Consider the following 22,768-nt stretch of genomic DNA (forward strand, 5'->3'; position numbering starts at 1 on the left):
TGTCAGAGGTTGTCTGCGCCATGCTGAGCTGATGTTCGACGCTGAGGCGCGCTCGCACGCAGGACAGACACCCAGGTGAGGCCACCAGTGGAGGGGCGATGAGCCGAGATCGCATGGTGCCGCCGGCAATGATGTCCGGCGCACGGAGATCCGCCGTGCCTGCAGCACTGCTGTCCGGCCTGCTCGCGCTCACCGGGTGCGCCGCGGGGGAGGAGGCCTCGGGGCCGCGGGACACGTTGGCCGCAGTCTCGTCCGCCGAGTCCGGGCCGCAGGAGGATGCGGATCAGGGTGACGAGATCCAGGACGCCACTCTCGAGGCTGACGACACCCCTGTCGAGGCTGCTGCCGGTCTGGGTCCTCTGCTGGAGGAGGAGATCTCCACGCTGCTGCTGGAGGAGGATGAGTTCCCCTTCGATCCCGACTCCTTCCTCGAGGAGAGCGGGGTCGACTACTTCCACGAGCACATCGGCGTCGTCGGAGACACCTACGTGAGTGGCTTCGGGGAAGACGAGTGCGCTCGCCAGATGGACGGGATCAACGAGCACCTGGTCGGCGACGATCCCCAGGACGGCGTGATCCGACAGGCGCTTCGCGACCGGCCCGCCGGCGAGGCGCGGGTCTACCTGTGGATGCTCAGCTTCACGAACCCCGTGGACAGTGCTCAGATCTGGGACGAGGTGCTCGACGCCTGTGAAGGACGACGCCTCGAGGACGGTGCGGACACCATCGACTTCGACGCCTTCTCCGCAGGGGGATTCCGCGGGCTCACCATGGAGATGGGAGTGGAGTCCGACGGCTCGACTGTCGAGATAGAAGGATTTTCCGCTACCCGTGACCTCGGCAGCAATCTGCTGATGATCAGTGCGGTCAACGTCGACGCCGCCACCTTCGACGAGGTCGTCGAGGCGCAGTCCGCCAAGATCGACGCACGCCTCGGCACCGGCTGAGCAGCCGCCGGGCGCAGCTCCGGGACGCTCGGGATGTCGACGGTGTGCAGCTGAAGACCTCTATGGCGCTGACCCGCTATGCTGAGATCGTCTCTCCCGACCACCGACGAAAGGGCCCGAGTCCCCCGTGGATCACGATCAACTCCTGGTCGTTCGTCCCCGAGGACGGACGGCCGAAATCTCCGCTGATCGTCCCGGCAGCCTCATCCACGGTGCCGGTCTCCCGCAGGCCGGATTCCTCGACGCGGCCCAGGAGAGGGCCCGTATATGACGGCCATCCTGCTCCTCGCGCTGGGCTGTTTCGTGATCCTGCTGATCATCGCGGCAAACGCGTACTTCGTGGCCCAGGAGTTCGCCTACATGTCCGTGGATCGGACTCAGCTGCGTACCCGTGCGGCTTCCGGGGATGTTGCCGCGTCACGGGCTCTTGAAGTCACAGATCGCACGTCCTTCATGCTCTCCGGTGCCCAGCTGGGTATCACGGTCACCGGGCTGCTCGTGGGCTACGTGGCTGAGCCGTTGGTCGGGGAGGCGCTGGGGGACCTGCTCAGCATGGCTGACGTCCCCCGCGCCGCGGCCGTCGGTGTCGGTACGGTCGTCGCGCTTGCCGTCTCTACCGTGGTGCAGATGATCTTCGGGGAGCTCTTCCCCAAGAACTACGCGATCGCGAACCCCACGGTGCTCGCCCTGCGGTTGGCGGGATCGACGCGAATGTATCTTGCGGTGTTCGGGTGGCTCATCATGTTCTTCGACCGATCTGCCAACGCCCTGCTCAGACTGCTCCGCATCGAGCCGGTCCACGACGTCAACTCCACGGCCGACGTACATGACTTGGAGCATATCGTGGACGAATCCCGGCAGAGCGGAGAATTGCCCGAGGATCTCTTCCTGGTGCTCGACCGGGTGCTCGACTTCCCTGACCACGATGTGGAGCACGCCATGATTCCACGCACCCAGGCCGGAATCGTGGCTCCGGATACGACCATCGGCGAGGTGCGGGAGCTCATGGCCGATGAGCACACCCGGTACCCGATCATTGACGCCGCGGACGCTCCCGTCGGCGTCGTGCACCTCCTCGATGTCCTGGCCACGTCACACCCGCGCAGCGCTCCAGTCACTGAGCTGATGCGACCGCCCGTGATTCTGCCGACCCTGATGCCGATGCCCGAAGCCGTGGAGGAGCTCCGCTGCCACCGGTCCCAGTTCGCCTGTGTGATCGACGAGTACGGAGGGTTCGCCGGGGTGATCTCCCTGGAGGACCTCGCCGAGGAGATCCTGGGGGAGCTCACGGACGAGCACGACGAGGAGATACCGCTCGCCATCGTCCCGATCGGTGGCTGTGCATGGCAGATGGAGGGCGCAGTCCACGTCGACGAGGTTGAGCGCGCTGTCGGTCACGATCTGCCGCGCGGGGACTTCGAGACCCTGTCAGGGCTCATCATCCATGAGGCCGGAGGGCTTCCCAGCCCCGGAGACCGGATCTGCATCGACCTTCCCTGGGCCGGAGTGCCGATGGCCGATGAGCCTCCCCTGCACCGCTGGCTCGATGTCGAGGTATGTACGGTGCAACGCCATGTGCCGCACACTGTGACAGTGGAGCTGAAGGAGGCTGAGCTGTGAGCGAATGGCTGCTCCCGTTGCTGGGCACGGCGGTGATCATCGCCCTCTCCGCGTTCTTCGTGGTCGTCGAATTCTCCTTGCTGGCCGCCCGTCGGCATCGTCTCGAGGACAAGGCGCAGCGCAGCGCCTCCGCTCGAGCTGCGGTCCGCGGGCTCGACCAGCTGACGGTCATGCTCGCTGCCGCGCAGCTTGGCATCACGGCATGCACATTCGCGCTCGGTGCGATCACCAAGCCGGCCGTGCACCACCTGCTCATGCCTCTCCTTGCGTTCCTGCCTGTGTGGGTCGCCGACGTCGTGGCCTTCACCCTGGCGCTGCTGATCGTCACGTTCCTCCACCTAGTGGTCGGGGAGATGGCGCCCAAGTCCTGGGCGATCGCCGATCCGGAACGATCAGCCACTCTCATCGCGTTGCCTGCTCAGCTGTTGGTCAGGCTGTTGGGGCCGGCTCTCCGGCTGATCAACGCCCTGGCCAACCGGCTCGTGAAAGCTGCGGGAGTAGAGCCGGTGGACCGAGCCGCGGCGGCCGGGTACGACTCGGAGACGATCCGCACTCTCGTGGAACACTCCACCGAAGCCGGTACTCTCGATGCTGAGTCCGGGCGGCAGATATCCGATCTTCTGGGCCTGGGTGTCAGGTCTGTGGACGAGATCGTCGAGGCGCACGCCCGGGAGGTGCCGCTCCTGCCGGCCGGTTCGACGGCCGGAGACGTGCAGGAGGCCTGCCGACAGTCTCGCCGCCTGCGAGTGTTGATCGAGGTGCCTTCCCCATCCCGCCTTCAGGTGGTCCACGTCCGAGACACCCTCCGGGCTGACCCTGACGACCTCGTGCAGGGCGTGGCACGCGCAGTCCTGGTCATCGCCTCGGGGACGACCGTCTACGACGCGCTGCAGGAAATGCGGGCCGCTGGTGAGCAGCTGGCCGTCATCAAAGCCCCTGGACGGATCGTGGGGATCATCACGTGGAAGGACATCCTCGACGAGCTCTGGCCGGGAGTCTCGAGGATTCAGTGAGCTGCCGACTCCAGCTCAGCGGTGCGGGAACTCCGTGCCCAGGGCGCCGAGCACTCCGGCGGACTTGGTGACCACCTCGTCCCATTCGGCCTCCGGGTCTGAATCCGCCACGATCGCCCCGCCCAGGCCCAGATGGAGGCCGACGACGTCGTCCTGCGCCTGGGCCGAGATCACCAGTGTGCGGATCAGCACTGACAGGTCCGCCGATCCGGTGGTGCTGAAATAGCCGGCGACCCCGGAGTAGGGGCCGCGTCGTCCGGTCTCCAGTCGCTGCAGGATGTCCATGGTGGAGATCTTCGGCGCCCCCGTCATCGAACCGGGTGGGAACGCGGCGGCGACGACGTCGGCGCGGGCCGTCTCCGGGCTGATCCGGGCGCTGACCGTGGAGACCATCTGATGGACCGTCGGGTAGGACTCCACGGCGCAGAGCCGTTCGGTCCGCAGTGTGCCGGGGATCGCATGGATCGAGAGGTCGTTGCGCACCAGGTCTGTGATCATCACGTTCTCCGCACGGTCCTTCGGGTGCGCGGCCAGATCCTCGCGCAGAGCGACGTCGGTCTCTGGGTCCTCACCGCGCGGCCGGGTGCCCTTGATGGGCTCGGAGCGCACGGTGCCGGCGACGTCGATGCTCAGGTAGCGCTCCGGCGAGGTGGAGACGACGTCGAACCCCTGCCGTCCCGCCTGCGGCCGGCCCTCGCCCGCAGGCGCCGGATCTCGGCGGCCGGGGCCCAGGCGCAGCAGCTGGGTGAACGGGGCGCGGTTGGCGGCCCGGAGCCGCCGGAACAGCGCCACTGGATCGGCCTCGTCCGCCGCGGCGAGCCCGGTGACCGCCGTGGTCAGACAGGCTTCGTAGGTGTTGCCGTCATAGATCTCTCGCTGCGTCTCCGCGATCGCCGCCAGGTGCTCCCGGCGGGTGTCCCGCACGCGCATCTCCCGCAGGTGAGGAGCTGGGGATGCGGGGGCGACGGCGTCCTCGGTGGTGATGGCCGCGACCAGCCGCGCCACGTGATCCCGCCACTCGGGGTCTGCACCCAGCGACTGAATCTCCACCTGGTCGGCCGCGTGGTCGATCACCACCGCATGGGTGGCGCGGAAGAGGTGGGCGTCGTCGTCGGGGGTCTCCGAGGGGGCACCGGCGTCCTGAACGTTGTGGCCGCGGGGGTGCGGTCCGGGGGAGGCTGGTTCCGGGGAGGCCGGTTCCGGGGAGGGTAGATCAGGGGAGCCGACCTCGCGACGGAGCTCATAGCCCAGCCAGCCCAGCCAGCCCAGTTGGAAGGGCTCAGCAGGGCCTTCTCCGGAGCCCTGGGCTTCGGCCCGGCCTGCGGGCGAACCTTTGTGTGGCCAGGCCTGGCGCAGCCAGGAGAAGAACGGGCCCTCGGTGCGGCGCAGAGGCTGCTGGGAGTGGTCCGGATGGTGCTCCACCGTGACCCCGTCGTGGTGGCGCACCTCCAGGGCGCACGGTCCGGCGGAGAAGGCCAGGATGCTGCGCCGACTGCGCTCGAGGGCCGCGGTGCGGGCATGGTCGCTGGAGTCCAGCAGAGCCGCAGGTGCCGTGGGCATGGCGGCGGACAGACGTTCGAAGAGCAGGATCGCGGCGTCCTCCGGCAGAGCGGCGGCCAACCGGTGGCGGTGCACCGTCGGCAGATCTCCGACGCCGGCGTGCTGAGACTCGTCCATGGACGTGCGTCAGCCGTCCCTGCCGAGGAGGCGTCGGCGTCGCAGCAGATGGCGGCCGCCGTCGCCGATCATCCAGATCCCCACGGCGACCTGCAGCACCGAGAACCACGTCCAGTCATGCCCGATCCAGAGGAAGTAGGCGCCGGTGGCGGCGATGCAGAAGCCCGCGATCAGCGTGAACCAGGACAGGCGGCTGGTCTGGACGGATCGGGCGGGCCCTGGGTCTGGCTCCGAGCCGGGGCGGCGCGAGGGGTCGGCGGGCATGGGCACCAGTCTACTGGGCACCCGATACGATGACGGGCGTGACTGAGGACGTGCCCATCGCAGAGACCCGCCGCGGCCGGCCGCGTAGCGCTGCCGCGCACCAGGCGGTGCTGGCCGCCACTGCCCGGCTGCTGACCTGCGGAGATCTGGAGTATGACGATCTCACGGTGGAGGGCATCGCCGCCGAGGCGGGGGTGGGTAAGCAGACGATCTACCGCTGGTGGCCCCAGAAGGCCGCCGTGGTGCTGGAGGCCCTGCTCACCGGGCACCTGCAGCTTGACTTCGCGCAGGTCCCTGACACCGGCGACCTGCGCGCCGACCTGCACACGTGGGTGGACCAGACCCTCGACGAGGCCTTCACCGAAGGGTATCGGTCCATGGCTCGCAGCCTGATCTCCGCGCTGCTGGCCGGAGCCGCGCACAATGAGGGGTTCCAGGCCGTCACCCGCATCTGGGAGGACTCGCCGGTGGCGGACCGGCTCCGCCAGGAGAGGGAGGCCGGGCACCTGCGTGCCGACCTCGACGCCAGCTCCGCCGCCGCGGCGATCGCCTCTCCGCTGGTGCTGCGCCTCCTCACCAGCGGTCGGCCGGAGGCCGCCTGGGCTCATGCGTTGGTCGACACCGCCTTGGACGGTGCCCGCACGCGGTGATCCAGGGTGGCGCCTGCCGCACCGAAGCGCTGAAGTGATCTTGCTCGCATTTCAGTCCTGGATCATCTCGACGTATTTGTGAGACGGCTCGTTCCGTTTATCCTAGGAGAGTGCGGCGAGCCTGCCGGGGTTTCGCGCACCCTGCGTGCTGAGTGTCGCTGAAGCGCGTCATCTTCCTCATCATTTCCTGCCATTCTCGACGGAGACGGACACCACCCCATGGCCAGACTCCTCCACCGACTCGGACTCTTCGCCGCCCGCCGGGCCAAGACGGTCATCGCCGCCTGGTTCGCCGTGCTGGCCATCGCCGTCACCTCCTTCCTGTCCTTCGGCGGTCAGCTCACCGACCAGATCACGCTGCCTGACCTGGAGACCACCCGCGTGGCGGACAGGCTCGCCGAGGAGCTCCCCGACGCCGGCGGCGGCAGCGCGATCGCCGTGCTGCAGACCGAGGACGGCGGGTCCTTCACTGAGGGGCAGCGCGACGCGGTCGCCGGCCTGACTGAGGACCTCGAGGCCCTGGACCCGGTCAACAGCGTGACCGACCCGTTCGTCAGCGCCCAGGAGCGCGCCGAGGGCGAGGAGGAGCTCACCGAGGCCCGCCAGGAGCTCGTCACCGGACAGGAGGAGCTGGAGGCCGGTCGTGAAGAGGTCGAGGACGGCTACGCCGAGCTCGACTCCGGCCAGCAGCAGCTCGATGAGGCCCAGGAGGAGCTCGACGACGCCTTCGCCCAGGCTCCGCCCGGCGGCCACGACGAGGCCACGCAGGCCCAGCTTGATGCGACACAGGCCGAGCTCGACGCCCAGCAGGCCGAGCTCGACGCCGGCCGTGAGGAGCTCGACGCTGCTCAAGACGAGCTGGAGTCCGGGGAGGAGGAGATGGCGACCGGCGAGCGGGAGCTTGAGCGCGGCGAGCAGATGATGGAGCTCACCGACGCCGTGCAGACCGTCTCCGCCGACGAGGACGTCGCCATCCTCACAGTGAACTTCCACGAGGAGCTGCAGTCCGTGGGCACCGGGGACCTCACCCTCGTCTCCGACGAGCTCGCCGACACACAGATCGACGGCGTGGAGATCCTGCCCTCCAGCGACCTCGCCTTCGAGATGCCGCACCTGTTCAGCACTGCTGAGGTCATCGGGCTGATGATCGCCGCGGTCGTGCTGCTGGTCATGCTCGGCACCTTCATCGGTGCGGGCCTGCCGCTGCTCAATGCGTTGATCGGCGTGGGCATCGGCGTCGCCGGCGCGATGTCGCTGTCCGGGTTCGTGGACATGATGAGTGTGACGCCGATCCTGGGGCTGATGCTCGGCCTCGCCGTCGGCATCGACTACGCCCTGTTCATCCTGCACCGGCACCGGAACCAGATGAAGGACGGCATGGAGCTGCGCGCCTCCATCGCCCTGGCCAACGGCACCGCCGGCAATGCCGTCGTCTTCGCCGGCGCGACGGTGATCATCGCCCTGCTCGCCCTCAACGTCACGGGCATCGGGTTCCTGGGGCTGATGGGCTCCATCGCCGCAGTCTGCGTGTTCATCGCCGTGCTGATGGCGGTCACCATGACTCCTGCGACGCTCTCACTGACCGGCCGACGCATCCTCGCCCGCAGGGAGCGCCGGTACATCGGGCTGCGGAAGGCCCGTCGCATCACCGAGCCGATGAAGACCCCGCGGGCGCTCGGCATCGCCGCGCTGGCCCTCGTGGGACTGGCCGTGCTGGCGATTCCAACCTTCTCCATGCGCCTGGGTCTGCCTGACGCGAGCTCAGAGTCCGCCGACTCCTCCTCCTACCAGGCTTATGTGGCCACGGAAGAGGCCTTCGGCGCCGGTCAGAACGGACCGCTGCTGATGGTCGCTGACCTGCCTGAGGGGCTCAGCGCGGGGCAGGCGACCGATCTCCGGATCGCCGTAGCTCAGGAGCTGGATCAGCGCGACGACGTCGCTGCCGTCGTCCCCGCCGCGATCAACGAGAGTGACGACGTCGCCGTCTTCCAGGTCATCCCGGAGGAGGGGCCCGCCTCGGAGTCAGTGGAGCAGCTGGTTCATGACCTGCGTGGCGATGAGGTGCTCACCGGCGAGGAGTTCGCCGACGTGGAGGTCTCCGTGGCCGGCATGACGGCGGCCAACATCGACATCTCCGAGGTCATCGCCGATGCGCTGCCGCTCTACCTGGTGGTCGTGGTCGGGCTGTCCCTGCTGCTGATGATCATGGTCTTCCGGTCCATTCTGCTGCCGGTGGTCGCCACCCTGGGCTTCGTCGGCTCCTTCGCCGCGGGGTTGGGCGGCGTGGTCGCCGTGTTCCAGTGGGGATGGCTGGGAGAGCTGTTCGGCATCACCGAGCCGGGGCCGATCCTGACCTTCCTGCCGATCATCATGGTGGGCATCCTCTTCGGGCTGGCGATGGACTATCAGCTCTTCACCGGCTCCGGTATGCGGGAGGCGTACGCGCACGGGGACTCGGCGCGGCTGGCGGTCCGCAAGGGCCTGCATGCTGGGCGCTCCGTGGTCACCGCAGCGGCGCTGATCATGGGCTCGGTGTTCGCCGGATTCATCTTCACTGACGATCCGATGGTGACCTCCATCGGTCTGGCGCTGGCTCTGGGCGTGCTGCTCGATGCCTTCGTGGTGCGCCTGGTGCTGGTGCCGGCCCTGCTGCACCTGGCCGGCCCCGCCGCATGGTGGCTGCCGAAGTGGCTGGACCGCCTCCTGCCCGATGTCGACGTCGAGGGCTCGGCGCTGGAGCGTCAGGTCATGGAGGTCGAGGACTGGGACGGCGCCGACTCGGCGGAGCAGGATTCGGCGGAGCAGGACTCGGCCCGGGTCGCGGAACCGGTCGACGCCGGCCCCGATAGGCGCTGAGGCCGGACTGCCGACCCAACGCATCGAGTGGCCGAGAATCACCCCACGTCCCCGACGACACGCCGCGTCGCGGGGTCAGGTGTCGGGATTCTCGGCCACTCGATGTGCTTCTGGGTCCGTCTCAGGCGGAGCCGCGCACGTCGACGTCGGCGTCGCCGATGAGCGGCTCGTCGAGCAGCTCGAAGACCCCGTCGATGATGCGGTTGGGGCGGAACGGGAAGTCCGCGATGTCCGCCCGGCTGGAGAGTCCGGAGAGCACCAGGATGGTGTGCATGCCGGCCTCCATCCCGGCCACGATGTCGGTGTCCATGCGGTCACCGATCATGGCCGTCTGCATCGAGTGGGCCCCCAGGTGGTTCAGGGCGGAGCGGAACATCATCGGATTCGGCTTGCCCACCACGTAGGGGTCGCGCCCAGTGGCCTTGGTGATCAGTGAGGCGATCGCGCCGGTGGCCGGGAGCACGCCCTCCGAGCTGGGGCCCGTGGCGTCCGGGTTGGTCACGATGAACCGGGCACCGTCGTTGATCAGCCGCACGGCCTTGGTGATCGCCTCGAAGGAGTAGTTGCGCGTCTCGCCGACGACCACGTAGTCAGGATTGGTCTCGGTCATGATGAATCCGGCCTCATGCAGCGCGGTGGTCAGGCCCGCTTCGCCCACCACATAGCAGCTGCCCTGTGCGTTCGACTCCGGCGAGATCTGGTTGGCCAGGAAGGTCGACGTGGCCAGTGCGGAGGTCCAGATGCGGTTCTCCGGGACCACCAGGCCAGAGTGGCGCAGTCGGGCGCTGAGATCTCGGGCGGTGAAGATCGAGTTGTTCGTCAGGACCAGGTAGGGGAGGTCCTTGCGGCGCCACTGCTCCAGCAGCTCCGCGGCCCCCGGGAGGGCCTCGTGCTCACGGACGAGCACGCCGTCCATATCGGTCAGCCAGCATTCCACAGAGTCACCGTTCATGACTTCATCCTATGCAGTCCCTGCCGCGCTGCCCATGCCCGTCCTCGTTGAGCTGGTGTGTTTCCGCCCAAATGCGGCGATCCCCAGGTCGATTCCGGCGGAAACTCACCAGCTCAACCTCGCGGGGGCCCTTGACGGGATCCTCGCCTCTGTGGTTAATTAGTGGAGTAATGAACCACAGAGGTGGTGAACTGGAATATGCTGGGTGAACTCCTGAAGGAAGGTGAGGCAGTGGAAGAAGGCCGTGCACTCTTCGTGCAGATCGCCGAGCACGTCGAGGCATCTGTGCTCGACGGCGCGCTCGCCGAAGGTGAGCGCGCGCCGTCAACCAATGAGCTCGCGGCGTTCCATCGCATCAACCCGGCTACCGCGGCCAAGGGGGTCAACCTGCTGGTAGACCGCGGGATCCTCATCAAGCGGCGCGGTCTGGGTATGTTCGTCGCCGAGGGTGCCCGTGAGGTCCTTCGAGCCGAACGGCGTCAGCAGTTCGCCGATCACTACCTCGACCCGATGCTCACCGAGGCCCGCGCAGTCGGGCTCACCACTGAGGCCGTCATCGAGATGATCCGCAGCCGCGCAGATCGCTGAGCGGCATCCCGTCACCAGGAGAGGAGGCGTCCATGAGCACCGCGATCGAAGTCAGCGGAGTCACGCGACGCTACAAGAACACGATGGCGCTGGACCAGGTGTCCGTCGCTTTCGAGAAGAACATGATCCATGGGCTGCTGGGCCGCAACGGAGCCGGCAAGACCACGCTGATGTCCCTGATCACCGCGCAGGACTGGCCCACTGCCGGAGACATCCGCGTCTTCGGCAAGAGCCCGCACGAGAACGAACAGATCCTGCCGCACATCTGCTTCGTGCGTGAAGAGCAGCAGTACATGGACGACGCCAAGGCGCACCACGCCTTCCGGGCGGCCGCGCTCTCGTTCCCGCAGTGGGATCAGGAGCTCTGCGACCGCCTGATCCGGGACTTCAAGGTTCCGCCCAAGACACGGATCAAGAAGATGTCCCGCGGCCAGCGTTCCGCGGTCGGCGTCATCATCGGTCTGGCCAGCCGAGCAGAGGTCACGTTCTTCGACGAGCCCTACATGGGCCTCGACGCCGTGGCGCGGCAGCTCTTCTACGACCGGCTGCTGGAGGACTACGCTCAGCACCCCCGCACCATCGTGCTCTCCTCGCACCTGATCGACGAGGTCGCTCATCTCATCGAGAACGTGGTGCTCATCGATCAGGGGCGGATCATCCTCGACGAACCGGTCGAGGACCTGCGCGACCGGGCGGTGACGCTGGTCGGTCGAGCTGAGGCCGTCGCGGAGATTGCGGCCGGCCGGGAGGTCCTGCACGAGGAGACCATGGGCCGCATGGCACGCACCACGGTGCTGGGAGCCCTCGACGACGGCGATCGCCGTCGGGTCGAGGTGCTGGACCTCGACGTCGTGCCGGTCTCCCTGCAGCAGCTGGTCGTCCGGCTCACCGAACGGGAGCAGAAGGAGGTCGCACGATGAGTCTCGAGATCAAGGAGCAGAGGATGCAGGCCGGAACATCGAGGATCGACGATCGAGCACCGACCGCTGATGCGCGTGAGGTCATGCCGGGGTCGCGCTCCAGCTACGCGCGCATCCCGGCCGCCTTCCGCCTGCAGTTCATCGTCCCGACCCTCATCTGGGTGCCGCTGCTGGTGTTCATGGCCTCGTGGGCGATCGCTCTGGTGATCGGATTCTGGGGTGACGCGATATCGGATGACCGGATCGCGGCCCAGGACCCCATCTACACGGGCGCTTCCCAGGCGGCGCTCTGGTGCCTGCTGTTCATGGCGGCGTACGCGGGGACGCACAACTTCCCGTTCTCGCTGGCGCTGAGCTACAGCCGGCGCGTCTACGTGATCGGCACCTTCCTCGCCTTCCTCGCCGTCTCGGTGGGGTTCGGCATCGCCTTCGGCCTGGTCGCCGCCATCGAGCAGTGGACCGACGGGTACGGCATCCATCTGTACAACTTCGCCCTGCCCTACCTGATCGGCGACGGTCTGTGGGCCGGTGGCCTGTTGGCGGCGACGGTCAGCCTGCTGCTGATGCTCGTCGGCTTTGCCTCGGTGATGTTGTACAAGCGGTTCAGCGTCGCGGTGCTGTGGGCGCTCATTCTGGGCCTGGTGGCGGTGCTCGCCGTGGCGGCGATGCTGATCACCCAGTCCCAAGGCTGGACGACGGTCTGGCAGTGGATGACCGAGCAGACAGCGCTGAGCTGGACGGCCTGGCTGGTTCTGCCGATCGCCGTGCTTACCGGTGGCAGCTACTGGATGATCCGCCGCGCGACTGCGTGAGGAGATTCGTCGTGAACCCCCTTGAGGGCGTCCTTCCTTCGGGAGGGCGCCCTCTTCGGTCTGCCAGGGCTGGGATTCAGGGCCCAGGTTGTCTTGGAAAGGGGAGAACCCCGAGCTGACCTGCGTGAGGGGGACGCATATGAGCGGTCAGCTCGGGGTTCTCGTATCACTCGCACCTTGATGAGGTGATAGTTACTCTAGGGACCTATCTTGATGGTTCGCCTGATAATCCCTGGGAGTTTCCTGAAATTTGGTGACCTTCGAGGGGGATTCAGGCGAGCTGTCCATGTGAACGCGGATCCCTCCACGTCAGCGCCGCGCCCAGGAGGTCGGGGACAGTTCGGTGACCTCACGCACAAGTGGCCCGGCGTGCGGCCTGAAAGGTCTGTGGCGAGCGGTTCAGGACCCCTGAGCTTCGGGGCGCGGAGTGCCCGGGTGGAGCATGATGTGGTCATGCTCCACTGTGACCAGGTGGGTCTTCACCGGGGTGAGCGCCGGAGGCGTCTCTGGGACCCCGGTGCGCAGGCAGAAGGCCGAGGCGTGCATGGGGCACTCCAGGGTGTTCTCCTCCACGAATCCGTCGGCGAGCGAAACCGACTCGTGGCTGCACTCGTCATCCAGTGCGTAGAACCCGCCGTCCTCGGCGTGCACCACGGCGATGTCAGCCTCATAACCGGAGTCCTCGGCAGCCACGCGCATCACCTCACCTTCTTCGAGGGTGTCGACGGGGCCGAGGTCGAGCGCGGTGCGTGTGAGGTCGGCGTCGGGGGACTGGGTCATCAGGACTGCCTTTCGAGTGGATGCAGCGCTGCGGCCGGCGGGTCGCAGCGCCTCTTTCGTGCAGGGTCATTCTTGCAGGATCGAGGGGGCCTCGGATCTGTGCGACTCAGTGTCGACTCAGTGTCGGCTCAATGGCCGCGAAGCTGCTCGAGCTGGCGGCGTTCGCGCTTGGTGGGCCGTCCGGCGCCACGCGCCCGCACCGGCAGGCCCACATCGCGCGGCCGGACGCGCTCCTCCGAGTGGTCCCGGTAGGCCTTCTGCGCCACGGGGGCGCCGACACGCTTCGACAGAGTGTGGACGACCTCGAGGACCAGCTCATGACCTGGGCGGCGCACACGAACCACGGTGCCCGGGGAGATCTTCGCGGAGGCTTTCATCGGCTCACCGTCGATCTTGACGTGGCCCGCACGGCAGGCCGTGGTGGCGGCCGAGCGTGTCTTGAAGATGCGCACCGACCAGAGCCACGCGTCGACGCGGACCGGAACTGTCGGGGCGTTCGCAGGCATGCCTCCAGTCTACGGTGCCGGGCTGGACGGGTGCAGCGGGCGGTCCGGACAGAGAAACAGGCCCCGTGCTGGGAGCGTAGAGGGGGGACGCTGCTTCCCAGCACGGGGCCTGCTGTATCACTCGCACCTTGAAGAGGCACTACCTACAGTACGGACCCATCGTGAACACTCAATGGGTGCTCCCTGGGAGTCTCCTGGGATTCTCTGAGCACGGCGCGTTCCATGGGTGCGGCAGGAGCTCAGCCCTCGCCGTCGTCAGCGGCAGAGGCATCGGCGTCCTCCTCGTGCTCCGGGGAGTCCTGCTGGTGATACTGGCCGTCGCAGGTCTCCAGCATCCAGGTGTCCAGCGGTTCGAGCTCGGTCAGGACGGACTCAGTGTCGACGGCGTCGTGGTCTGCTTCGAGCAGGCTCGCGATGCTCTCGAACGGGGCGCGAAGGTCCTCGGGCACGAGCAGGTATGTCTGCTCCACGGCCTCGTAGGCGCCGTCGGCGTCCTGCTCGGTCTCCAGCCCGTTCTCCATGTCATCGCGCAGCCCGTCCACGGTGGAGCCGACCGTCATACAGGCCTCCTCCTCTGAGAAGAAGGCCCCCAGCTCCTCGGTGCGCTCGACGTCGAGGGTGGTCTCGGGGTCGGGGAGCCCGTCACGGGTGATCGCCTCCTGGGAATCGTCGGCCCCATCCTGACTCTCGACGTCCTGAGCGCCGTCCTCGGAGGCGTCACCGTCGTCGTGAGGGTTGTCGTCGTCGGGGCTGGGGTCCTCAGCGGGCTCCGAGGTCGCCTCATCCCCATCCGCCTCCGCGGGACGGTCGTCGTCCCCGGTGTCAGCGGCACAGCCCATGAGCAGCAGCGGCGCGATCAGGGCGACGGCGGCTGCTGAAGGCCAGTGTCGACGCGAGGGGCGGGTGCCCTCGGCCTGGTGGAGCAGGACGGCGGTGGAAGGGGTCCGGGCGCTCTTCTCAGCGAGGATCTCGAAGTCCATGGAGATCAGTCTTGCATGCCTGAGGACTTCTGGGTCACGTTCTTATTACGATGTCACCTGAGGTTCCTGTCTGGCTCCCCCGCTCGCCAGGGAGGATGGAATAGTGGAGCAGGAAGAGGGCAGTGCGGCGACCCTGACGAGTGTCCTGCGGTAGTGGCATTCGACATGCCGCGCTGCCCTCCTCTCTCTTATCGCCGGAGGTTCCGCAGCGAGGCGATCGGACCCCGTCATTCCTTGTGAGCGCCAGTGATTCCCGCAGTGCGGGCCTCGGATGCTCCCGGTCTGCGCGAAGACGTTCCCGGCCCGGCAGATCACCGTCGGGCGACAGGACCATCACAGAATGGTTGAAGCTGAGGTCGAAGCTTTCTGAATCTTTCCTTGCTTTCCGCTGTGCATGCCGGGTTACAGTGGTGCCGACTTCTGATATGTCCGCTGAGACGCTTCCCATCGTGATCAGGTGCGGGCATGTTGGTTCCCCAGGTCGCATGTCAGCCTGCGAAGCGAGGGCTCTTCACTTCGAAGGACGGCGTGCTGATGCGTCGTGCCACGGCGTCCGGTGCTCCCATCACCGGGCGGAGATCCGTGACCGAAGCGGCAGCGCGACCGTGGTGCCTTCACAGCTTCAAGGGGACGGTTCTGCGCGAACGTCTAGTGAGGTAAAGCTGTGCCGAATAAGATCTCGACGGCCATTGTCGGCACTCTCGCCGTCGGCCTGACGCTGCCCCTCCACACTGGTGTGGCCACCGCCGCACCAGTGTCCCCACTCAGCCCGACGCTGCCTGGAAGCGGTTCGACCCTCCCTGCCACCGGTCTAGCCGGTGCGCTCGACGGCGTGGACATCACGACGAATCGCAGCGCCACTGACTTCCGCATGCCGCTGTCTGCCGGTTCCTACCGATACTCCTCCGAGTACGGCCCGCGGTGCATCCCGATCCAGGGTGGCTCCACGAATCACCTGGGGCAGGACCTCGGAGCTTCTGAGGGAAGCCCGATCTACGCCGTCGCCGAGGGCACAGTGGTCCGCACCTTCAGCGGAAACCGCTACAACTCCGGCTACGTCGTGCTTCAGCATCAGATCGATGGGAAGACCTTCCACAGCGCCTACTACCACATGTGGAATGCCAACACGCATGTGCGAGTCGGACAGACTGTCTCAGCCGGACAGACCATCGCGCTGGTGGGCAACTCGGGTCCCTCCACCGCCCCACATCTGCACCTCGAGGTCTGGGAGGGGGCGTGGCTCAACGGCACCTCCCACAACCCGACCTCCTGGCTGGCGCAGCGCGGGGTCGACCTGCGCGGGAGCGCCCAGCGGGTGCTTGACCTGGCCACTCCGAGCTCCTGCTCCTACTTCACGGCCCAGGACACCCAGCTGCGAGCGGCCGCGAGCTCCGGTGCGCAGGTGCTGGCTCAGCTGCCACGGGGCACGGAGATGACTTCTGTGCCTGGGGACATGAGCAACGGCATGGTCCGGGTGCAGGTTAACGGGCGCAGCGGCTGGGTCCCTCATCCGCACATCACCCCCACCCAGCCCTCGGTGCCGGCGGGCGACACCGGATCGAACTCTGGGTCGAACTCCGGGTCGTCGAACTCTGGGTCGAGTTCGGGTTCGTCGAGCTCGTCTGTGGCGGGGACGTATCGGACCACGACGGGGTTGAATGCTCGGTCGGATGCTTCGATGCGTGCCTCTGTGGTGACGGTGCTTAATCGTGGTGCTCAGGTCGAGGTGACCGGCACGAAGAACGGTTGGTACGCGATCCGTCACAATGGGCGGACTCTGTATGTGGGTCCGAGCTACCTGGAGCGGGCTTCGGGGTCGAACTCCGGCTCCTCGAACTCTGGGTCGAACTCTGGGTCGAACTCGGGTTCTTCGAACTCTGGGTCGAATTCGGGTTCGTCGAGCTCGTCTGTGGCGGGGACGTATCGGACCACGACGGGGTTGAATGCTCGGTCGGATGCTTCGATGCGTGCTTCAGTGGTGACGGTGCTCAATCGTGGTGCTCAGGTCGAGGTGACCGGCACGAAGAACGGTTGGTACGCGATCCGTCACAATGGGCGGACTCTGTATGTGGGTCCGAGCTACCTGGAGCGGGCTTCGGGGTCGAACTCCGGCTCCTCGAACTCTGGGTCGAACTCGGGTTCTTCGAACTCTGGGTCGAACTCGGGTTCTTCGAACTCTGGGTCGAATTCGGGTTCGTCGAGCTCGTCTGTGGCGGGGACGTATCGGACCACGACGGGGTTGAATGCTCGGTCGGATGCTTCGATGCGTGCTTCAGTGGTGACGGTGCTCAATCGTGGTGCTCAGGTCGAGGTGACCGGCACGAAGAACGGTTGGTACGCGATCCGTCACAATGGGCGGACTCTGTATGTGGGTCCGAGCTACCTGGAGCGGGCTTCGGGGTCGAACTCCGGCTCCTCGAACTCTGGGTCGAACTCGGGCTCCTCGAACTCCGGATCCAGCTCGACCTCGAACAGCCGTACTGCCGCGGCGACCACCTGGGTGAACATGCGATCCGGCGCGGGGAACAGCTACGGCGTCGTCCGCGTGCTGAGCCCGCAGCAGTCGGTCCGTGTGATCTCCGGACCGCGCAATGGGGGCTGGTATCAGGTGTCGGTGGGCGGTCGCACCGGATGGGTCTTCGGCACGTTCCTCAACTTCGAGTCCGGCGGCGAGGTCCATCACGCGGACATGGAGAACATCGAGCCCACCGATGTCGTCACCACGCAGGAGACCGTCTTGCGGGCGCAGCACGACGACGACGGCGCCTCGCTCGCCACGGTGCCTGAGGGGGCGAAGCTGACCGCAACCTCGTTGGTGGAGGGCTGGTACTTCGTGCACCACGAGGGCCAGGGCGGCTGGATCGATGCCGCCCACGCCGAGATCGTGGACACCGAGGCGGCGTCTGATTCGGACGTGTCGCAGAAGCCCGCCGAGAAGCCCGCCGAGAAGCCGGCTGAAGAACCGGCGGAGGACCAGGCGGAGTCTCAGGCTGAGGACGATGCACCGGCGGAGAAACCGGCCGAGAAGCCTGCGGAGAAGCCGGACGAGGAGCCTGCTGAAGAGGAGCTTGAAGCTCCCGGCGACGAAGACAACGACGCTCCGGCAGGGGACGAGGACGACGTCGTCGCGTCGCATTCGCTGGCCGACTACTTGCCCGACACTCGTGCCCTGGTCGCACAGCTTGCCGAGCTCGAGGGCTCCGATGCCGAGACGCTCTTCGACGAGCTCATCGGGGAGGAGGCCTTCACCGACGACGACGGCCTCCTCGACCACGATGCGCTCCGGGATCGCCTGGACGAGCTGAAGCCTGTTGAGGAGGAGCCTGTCGAGGAGGAGCCTGTCGAGGAGGAGCCTGCTGAGGAGGAGCCTGGGTCGATTGTCGCTGGGCACACCCTCGACGACTACCTGCCGGCTACCCGTGCCCTTGTCGAGCAGCTCGCTGAACTTGAGGGACAGAGCATCGACTCGCTCTTCAACGACCTTCTCGGGGACGACTCCTTGACGGATGATGCCGGTGCTCTCGACCACGCCTCTCTGCAGGGACGTGTCGACGAACTCAGCCCGGAGCCGGAGCCCGAGCCCGAGCCTGAGCCGGAGCCTGAGCCTGAGCCGGAGCCGGAGCCGGAGCCGGAGCCGGAGCCTGAGCCGGAGCCTGAGCCGGAGCCTGAGCCGGAGCCGGAGCCTGAGCCTGAGCCTGAGCCGGAGCCTGAGCCGGAGCCGGAGCCGGAGCCTGAGCCGGAGCCGGAGCCGGAGCCGGAGCCGGAGCCGGAGCCGGAGCCGGAGCCTGAGCCTGAGCCTGAGCCTGAGCCTGAGCCTGAGCCTGAGCCCGAGCCCGAGCCCGAGCCAGAGGACTCCACCCCGCCGCCGTCGTACAACTCGGTCTGGGACCGACTGGCCATGTGTGAGGCGACCGGCGACTGGAGCATCAACACCGGCAACGGATACTACGGCGGTGTCCAGTTCTCTCAGCAGTCCTGGGAATGGGTCGGTGGCACCGGAATGCCCCACCAGGCCTCAAAATACGAGCAGATCTCCCGCGCCTATGAACTCTGGAAGATCCAGGGCTGGGACGCGTGGCCCGGCTGCAAGGCCAAGTTGGGGCTCTCCGGGGACCCCGGCGGCGTCGACAACTATGAGATGGGCAGCAACGCGAGCACCGTCTCCAGCTCGGCGAACATCTGGAACGCGAGCTTCAGCGTCCCGCTGCGGGAGGATGCCGACTCCGGCAGCTCGAAGCTCGCACAGATCCCACGTGGCGCCGATGTCGAACAGCTCGACACCGAGGGCAGCTGGATCCAGGTGCGCTACGTCGAGGACGGTGAGACCCACATCGGCTGGGTGAACACCGGATACCTCTCCCACGCCTGAGATGGCTGACGATGTACGCTGAGGGGCGCTGATCTCTCGGCGTCATCGTCAGCCCTTTCGGGCTCCACACACTCCGTCGGCGGCTTCTCTCATGCCGCTGGCCGGTTGCGGATCGCTGCCCATCCATGTCGGGTGGCTCGCCGTGCGGCGGACGGCGCCGGTGCAGTTCTTCCGTTCGCGGGAAGAGCCGCACCGGCGCCGTCGTCGTGTCAGGCCCCCCATCTGCCTCCAGTGGCCGAGAATTCCTGCATCCTTCCGATGGCACGCCGGTCATGGGCCTGAGATGTCGTCATTCGTGGCCACTGGATCCGTCGGCCGTCGGAGGCACCGACGTCGGCGTCGGCGTCTCCTCGTGACAGGAGGATCCCCACCCTGTGGCGGGCGGCCATCACGTCGTCGTTCACGGCGAGCCGTTCCCCGGTGGCCGCGCCCTCGGTGTCCTCCAGAGTGCGCAGTCAGCCCAGCTCCTGATCGTTGCCGGTCCCTGATCCTGCGGGGCAGCTGAGGACAGCGACGCGTCCAGCGCCGTTTGCCTGGTCCTACACCTGCTGCCCGATGAGCTCGGCGGCCCGCAGCACTTCGGGGACCCGCCGTCTCAGCGCCTCGACGCTGACGGTGTCGTCGTGGGCGACGATGTTCAAGACGCCTGCGACCTCGCCGCGTGCACTGCGTATCACGGCCGCGACGCTCACCGTCCCGAGTACGCGCTCGGAGAGGCCCAGATGGTACCCCGTCTCGCGGATCTCGCTCAGTTCGGAGCGCAGACTCTCGGCAGTCTGCTGTTCTCCCGAGGCGAGCCGGGGTCCGGAGTAGTCCTCGAAGTACTCCTGCAGCTCCTCATCCGGGAGGTGCGCGAGCAGCGGCTTGCCAGCTCCGACGTCGAGAGGGAGTCGTCGGCCGATTGGGAACTGGTAGCGCATCGGCTCCGGCGCCTCCACGCGTGCCGTCAAGATTCGATCAAAACCGGAGCGCACGAAGATCGACGCCGTCAGGCCGGTCGAGTCCGAGAGCTCGGTCAGGACGGGGCGTGCGGCCTTGACCAGTGGGTCCTGCAGCACGAAGGCGTGAGCCTGAGCCAGCGCCACGGGGCCGAGCGTGTATCCGTTCTCCGAGGTCTGTGCGTAGCCGCTGTTCACCAACGTGGCCATGATCCGCTGAGTGGTGGCGATGTGCAGCCCTGTCTCACGGGAGACCTCGCTGAGCCTGATCGGTGACCGCGCGTTCTCCAGGCTCCGCAGCACGTCGAATGCACGCTCGAGTGTGCGTCCTTTGTTGCCCGACGTGTTCATAGAACTCCTGTCGTCTCGACGGTGGCACCTCTTCATTCTCCACGAGTGTGCCTCTCGCGGAGGTGTGGTTGACAACACGCGCGATGCCGTGTGATTGTAGGCACACTCATAAGATGAGAGTAACTATCACTCAGCGAGAGGCATTGATGACTGTAGCAGTTCTGGGGCTCGGCGAGGCGGGCCAGGTCTTCGCACGGGCCTTCAACCAGGCGGGAGTACACGTCGTGGGGTTCGACCCTGGGCCGGCCACGACTCCCGACGGCGTGCGCCGTGCAGCCACTGCAGCCGAGGCCGTCGTGGAGGCGGACTTCGTGCTGTCGCTGACCACCGCGCGCTACGCCGTCTCCGCGGCAGAGGAGTGCCGAGCGGCCCTGCGCCCCGGCGCCCTGTACCTGGACCTCAACGCTTCCTCTCCTGCAGTGAAGAAATCTGTGGCTGGAGTCCTCGACGGCGCCGCGCAGGTTGTCGACGGCGCGGTCATCGGCTCCGTGCGGGCCTTCGGAGCCACCGTTCAGGTCCTCCTCTCGGGGAAGGCGAGCGGGGAAGCCGAGCAACAGCTCAGGCGAGTCGGCACCCGCACCGAGATCCTCGGTGCGGAGGTCGGCGACGCCTCGCGGCGCAAGTTGCTGCGCAGCATCTTCATGAAGGGCCTCAGCGCGCTGGTGCAGGAGTCCCTGGAGGCCGCGGCCGGCGCCGGCGACGAACAGTGGGTGCGTCAGCAGATGGCGGAGGCGCTCGTCGGAGGTGAGTCCACAGTGGACCGTCTGGACAGCGGCATCCGGATCCACGCCCGTCGGCGCAGTCAGGAGCTGGCCGACAGCCTCGACCTCATCCAGGACTTGGAGGGCACCTGGCCCATGACCTTGGGGGCACGGGAGCGGCACCTGCTGCTGGCCCGACGGGCTGAGGACGTCTCGCCCGCTCTCGAGGTGCTGCGGCGCACGCCCACCGCCGCTCTCGGCGACGGCAGCGACCGGCTGGGATTCGTCGGCGCGGACCTGCACCCGGTGTGGGACTGCCCGCAGATCGCAGGACCGGCGCTGACGGTCCAGACCCAGGCCGGCGACAACTTCGCCATCCACCAAGCCCTGGCCTGTGTGAAGCCCGGGCAGATCCTCGTCGTCTCCGGAGAGCGGGGACGCGAACGGGCACTCATCGGGGACCTGATCGCTGAGCGGGCGAAGAAGGCGGGCGTCGCCGGGATGATCCTCGACGCCCCGGTGCGCGATGCCGCCGGCATCGCCGAGGTCGGCCTGCCCGTCTGGGCGGCCGGCATCTCGGCCGCCGGACCTTATAAGTCAGGCCCCGCCAGGCTGGGGCGGCCCGTCGCCGTCGGGCATGCTGTGTGCAACCCCGGTGACATCGTGGTCGCTGATGCCGAGGGCATCCTCTTCCTGGCCCCGGAGGAAGCCACCGCCGCGGCGGAGGCCGCCGAAGCGGTTCTGGCAGACGAATCCGCGCGGCGCGAGTCCATTCGCAGCACCACCTAGACCACGACCACGACGCCATTCCACAACTTGGGAGGAACCATGAAGGACACCCACACCCGCACCACACTCATCACCGGGATACTGGCCGTGCCGGCGCTGGCCCTGACCGCCTGCGGCGGTCAGGCTGACGGAGACGACGCGGAGAGTTTCCCCGACGAGACCATCACCTTCATCACCGCCTTCGCCGCAGGCGGGGCGAACGACTCGCTGGCCCGCATGCTGGCCGAGCACACCGAGACCGTCGACGAGGACTACGACTTCGTCATCGAGAACATCGACGGCGGGTCCGGTTCCGTGGGTCAGGCCGAAGGGGCCCAGGCGGACCCGGACGGGCACACCCTGCTGCTGGTCACGCCCTCGATCATCACCAATCCGATGTTCAACGACGTGCCGTACACCCACGATTCCTTCGAACCGGTCATTCTCATCAACAGCGAGCCCCACGTGCTGCTCGTCAACGCTGACGCTCCCTATGACGACTTCGCCTCCTTCGTCGAGCACGCCGAGGAGAACCCTGGACAGGTCAGCATCGGTGTCTCCGGGGCTGAGACCACCACCGCTTTCACAAGCCGTGACCTGGCCAGCGCGGCTGGGATCGAGACCACCACGGTGCCTCACGACGGGACGGCCGACGCCCTGCTGCAGGCTCAGGGTGGACACATCGACGGCGCGGTCGCCGGGGGACTCACCGAGGCACAGTCCGCGATCGACGAGGGCAGTCTGAAGCCCATTCTGGTGTTCGACGACGAGCGGCTCGAGGATATGCCGGACGTCCCCACGGCGAGCGAGCAGGACCTGGACACCATGCACAGCTCCTGGCGTGGCGTTGCCGTGCCCGAGGGCACGGACCCGGAGATCATCCAGGCCCTGCACGACGTCTTCCAGGAGGCGCTGGAGACCCCGGGCTACGAGGAGGCCTCCGAGAACCTGAATCTCTCCATCGACTACGCCGGCCCGGAGGACTTCCAGTCGCTGATCGATGCCACCTACGAGACCTACTCGGACTATGAGGACTGATCCTCATCGTGCGTGTTCTCGACCAAGGACGGTGAACC

22 protein-coding genes and 2 pseudogenes are annotated in these 22,768 nt (G+C 67.2%); 13 read left to right on the forward strand and 11 right to left on the reverse strand.

Annotated elements, in window-relative coordinates; translation table 11 throughout:
- The first annotated feature begins 155 nt into the window (after positions 1-155).
- The 3 genes from HNR09_RS09490 to HNR09_RS09500 all read left to right on the forward strand — a co-directional run bounded on the left by HNR09_RS09490 (position 156) and on the right by HNR09_RS09500 (position 3,580).
- Complete coding sequence (locus HNR09_RS09490) at positions 156-947, forward strand: hypothetical protein (protein ID WP_179541811.1); 792 nt, start codon at positions 156-158, stop codon at positions 945-947.
- A gap of 267 nt (positions 948-1,214) precedes the next feature.
- Positions 1,215-2,567 carry a hemolysin family protein gene (locus HNR09_RS09495; RefSeq protein ID WP_179541812.1) on the forward strand — a complete coding sequence of 451 codons (1,353 nt, stop codon included), beginning with the start codon at positions 1,215-1,217 and terminating at the stop codon, positions 2,565-2,567.
- Positions 2,564-3,580, forward strand: coding sequence for a CNNM domain-containing protein (locus tag HNR09_RS09500; RefSeq protein ID WP_179541813.1), 1,017 nt, complete (start codon positions 2,564-2,566; stop codon positions 3,578-3,580). The genes HNR09_RS09495 and HNR09_RS09500 overlap by 4 nt, the downstream gene beginning before the upstream one ends.
- Before the next feature lie 15 nt (positions 3,581-3,595).
- Here the strand turns inward: HNR09_RS09500 and HNR09_RS09505 are convergent, their stop codons facing one another.
- Positions 3,596-5,257 (reverse strand): anthranilate synthase component I family protein, encoded by a 1,662-nt coding sequence (locus HNR09_RS09505; protein ID WP_179541814.1) that lies wholly within the window; start codon positions 5,255-5,257, stop codon positions 3,596-3,598.
- A 9-nt stretch (positions 5,258-5,266) separates the two neighbouring features.
- The gene (locus HNR09_RS09510; RefSeq protein WP_179541815.1) at positions 5,267-5,521 is read right to left on the reverse strand and encodes a hypothetical protein; all 255 of its coding nucleotides are present in this window, start codon (positions 5,519-5,521) and stop codon (positions 5,267-5,269) included.
- Positions 5,522-5,559: 38 nt separating this feature from the next.
- Between HNR09_RS09510 and HNR09_RS09515 the strand changes: the two genes are divergently transcribed.
- The gene (locus HNR09_RS09515; protein ID WP_218881913.1) at positions 5,560-6,171 is read left to right on the forward strand and encodes a TetR/AcrR family transcriptional regulator C-terminal ligand-binding domain-containing protein; all 612 of its coding nucleotides are present in this window, start codon (positions 5,560-5,562) and stop codon (positions 6,169-6,171) included.
- A gap of 219 nt (positions 6,172-6,390) precedes the next feature.
- Complete coding sequence (locus tag HNR09_RS09520) at positions 6,391-9,027, forward strand: MMPL family transporter (RefSeq protein ID WP_179541817.1); 2,637 nt, start codon at positions 6,391-6,393, stop codon at positions 9,025-9,027.
- A gap of 121 nt (positions 9,028-9,148) precedes the next feature.
- Here the strand turns inward: HNR09_RS09520 and HNR09_RS09525 are convergent, their stop codons facing one another.
- On the reverse strand, positions 9,149-9,979 hold the full coding sequence (locus tag HNR09_RS09525) for an HAD-IIA family hydrolase (RefSeq protein ID WP_179541818.1): 831 nt from the start codon (positions 9,977-9,979) through the stop codon (positions 9,149-9,151).
- Between the two features lie 198 nt (positions 9,980-10,177).
- Here HNR09_RS09525 and HNR09_RS09530 point away from each other — a divergent pair, with 198 nt between their 5' ends.
- The 3 genes from HNR09_RS09530 to HNR09_RS09540 are packed head-to-tail and all read left to right on the forward strand — an operon-like array spanning position 10,178 to position 12,299.
- A complete protein-coding gene (locus tag HNR09_RS09530) occupies positions 10,178-10,567 on the forward strand; it encodes a GntR family transcriptional regulator (RefSeq protein WP_179541819.1) in 390 nt (129 codons plus the stop codon).
- A 32-nt stretch (positions 10,568-10,599) separates the two neighbouring features.
- Positions 10,600-11,487: an ABC transporter ATP-binding protein gene (locus HNR09_RS09535; RefSeq protein WP_179541820.1), complete on the forward strand. Its 888-nt coding sequence runs from the start codon at positions 10,600-10,602 to the stop codon at positions 11,485-11,487.
- A complete protein-coding gene (locus HNR09_RS09540) occupies positions 11,484-12,299 on the forward strand; it encodes a hypothetical protein (RefSeq protein WP_179541821.1) in 816 nt (271 codons plus the stop codon). The genes HNR09_RS09535 and HNR09_RS09540 overlap by 4 nt, the downstream gene beginning before the upstream one ends.
- Before the next feature lie 399 nt (positions 12,300-12,698).
- On the opposite strand, the gene HNR09_RS09545 is transcribed toward HNR09_RS09540, so the two are convergent.
- From HNR09_RS09545 to HNR09_RS09555, 3 genes are all read right to left on the reverse strand, one after another.
- Positions 12,699-13,079: a Rieske 2Fe-2S domain-containing protein gene (locus tag HNR09_RS09545; RefSeq protein WP_179541822.1), complete on the reverse strand. Its 381-nt coding sequence runs from the start codon at positions 13,077-13,079 to the stop codon at positions 12,699-12,701.
- Positions 13,080-13,207: 128 nt separating this feature from the next.
- Positions 13,208-13,585, reverse strand: a complete 378-nt coding sequence (locus tag HNR09_RS09550; RefSeq protein ID WP_179541823.1) for an RNA-binding S4 domain-containing protein — start codon at positions 13,583-13,585, stop codon at positions 13,208-13,210.
- A 239-nt stretch (positions 13,586-13,824) separates the two neighbouring features.
- Positions 13,825-14,565, reverse strand: coding sequence for a hypothetical protein (locus tag HNR09_RS09555; RefSeq protein ID WP_179541824.1), 741 nt, complete (start codon positions 14,563-14,565; stop codon positions 13,825-13,827).
- Between the two features lie 871 nt (positions 14,566-15,436).
- On the opposite strand from HNR09_RS09555, the pseudogene HNR09_RS16595 reads away from it, so the two are divergent.
- Positions 15,437-15,811 (forward strand): annotated as a pseudogene (locus tag HNR09_RS16595) (M23 family metallopeptidase); the annotation flags it as partial.
- Positions 15,812-16,071: 260 nt separating this feature from the next.
- On the opposite strand, the gene HNR09_RS16165 reads toward HNR09_RS16595, so the two are convergent.
- The gene (locus HNR09_RS16165; RefSeq protein ID WP_246348777.1) at positions 16,072-16,212 is read right to left on the reverse strand and encodes a hypothetical protein; all 141 of its coding nucleotides are present in this window, start codon (positions 16,210-16,212) and stop codon (positions 16,072-16,074) included.
- A 31-nt stretch (positions 16,213-16,243) separates the two neighbouring features.
- Between HNR09_RS16165 and HNR09_RS16600 the strand changes: the two are divergent.
- Positions 16,244-16,309 (forward strand): annotated as a pseudogene (locus tag HNR09_RS16600) (hypothetical protein); the annotation flags it as partial.
- Between the two features lie 50 nt (positions 16,310-16,359).
- Here HNR09_RS16600 and HNR09_RS16170 read toward each other — a convergent pair.
- From HNR09_RS16170 to HNR09_RS16370, 3 genes are all read right to left on the reverse strand, one after another.
- The gene (locus HNR09_RS16170; protein WP_246348779.1) at positions 16,360-16,557 is read right to left on the reverse strand and encodes a hypothetical protein; all 198 of its coding nucleotides are present in this window, start codon (positions 16,555-16,557) and stop codon (positions 16,360-16,362) included.
- A gap of 87 nt (positions 16,558-16,644) precedes the next feature.
- Complete coding sequence (locus tag HNR09_RS16175) at positions 16,645-16,857, reverse strand: hypothetical protein (protein ID WP_246348780.1); 213 nt, start codon at positions 16,855-16,857, stop codon at positions 16,645-16,647.
- Between the two features lie 87 nt (positions 16,858-16,944).
- Complete coding sequence (locus HNR09_RS16370; protein ID WP_281366346.1) at positions 16,945-17,073, reverse strand: hypothetical protein; 129 nt, start codon at positions 17,071-17,073, stop codon at positions 16,945-16,947.
- On the opposite strand from HNR09_RS16370, the gene HNR09_RS16375 reads away from it, so the two are divergent.
- Positions 17,072-18,934 (forward strand): transglycosylase family protein, encoded by a 1,863-nt coding sequence (locus HNR09_RS16375; RefSeq protein WP_281366347.1) that lies wholly within the window; start codon positions 17,072-17,074, stop codon positions 18,932-18,934. The two genes, HNR09_RS16370 and HNR09_RS16375, sit on opposite strands and share 2 nt — an antisense overlap.
- Positions 18,935-19,473: 539 nt before the next feature.
- Here HNR09_RS16375 and HNR09_RS09565 read toward each other — a convergent pair.
- Positions 19,474-20,223: an IclR family transcriptional regulator gene (locus tag HNR09_RS09565; protein WP_179541826.1), complete on the reverse strand. Its 750-nt coding sequence runs from the start codon at positions 20,221-20,223 to the stop codon at positions 19,474-19,476.
- Between the two features lie 146 nt (positions 20,224-20,369).
- Here HNR09_RS09565 and HNR09_RS09570 point away from each other — a divergent pair, with 146 nt between their 5' ends.
- Positions 20,370-21,713, forward strand: a complete 1,344-nt coding sequence (locus tag HNR09_RS09570; RefSeq protein ID WP_179541827.1) for an RraA family protein — start codon at positions 20,370-20,372, stop codon at positions 21,711-21,713.
- Between the two features lie 39 nt (positions 21,714-21,752).
- Complete coding sequence (locus tag HNR09_RS09575) at positions 21,753-22,730, forward strand: Bug family tripartite tricarboxylate transporter substrate binding protein (protein WP_179541828.1); 978 nt, start codon at positions 21,753-21,755, stop codon at positions 22,728-22,730.
- Positions 22,731-22,768: the final 38 nt, after the last annotated feature.

It is taken from the genome of Nesterenkonia xinjiangensis, from assembly GCF_013410745.1.
GTDB classification, from domain to species: Bacteria; Actinomycetota; Actinomycetes; order Actinomycetales; family Micrococcaceae; genus Nesterenkonia; species Nesterenkonia xinjiangensis.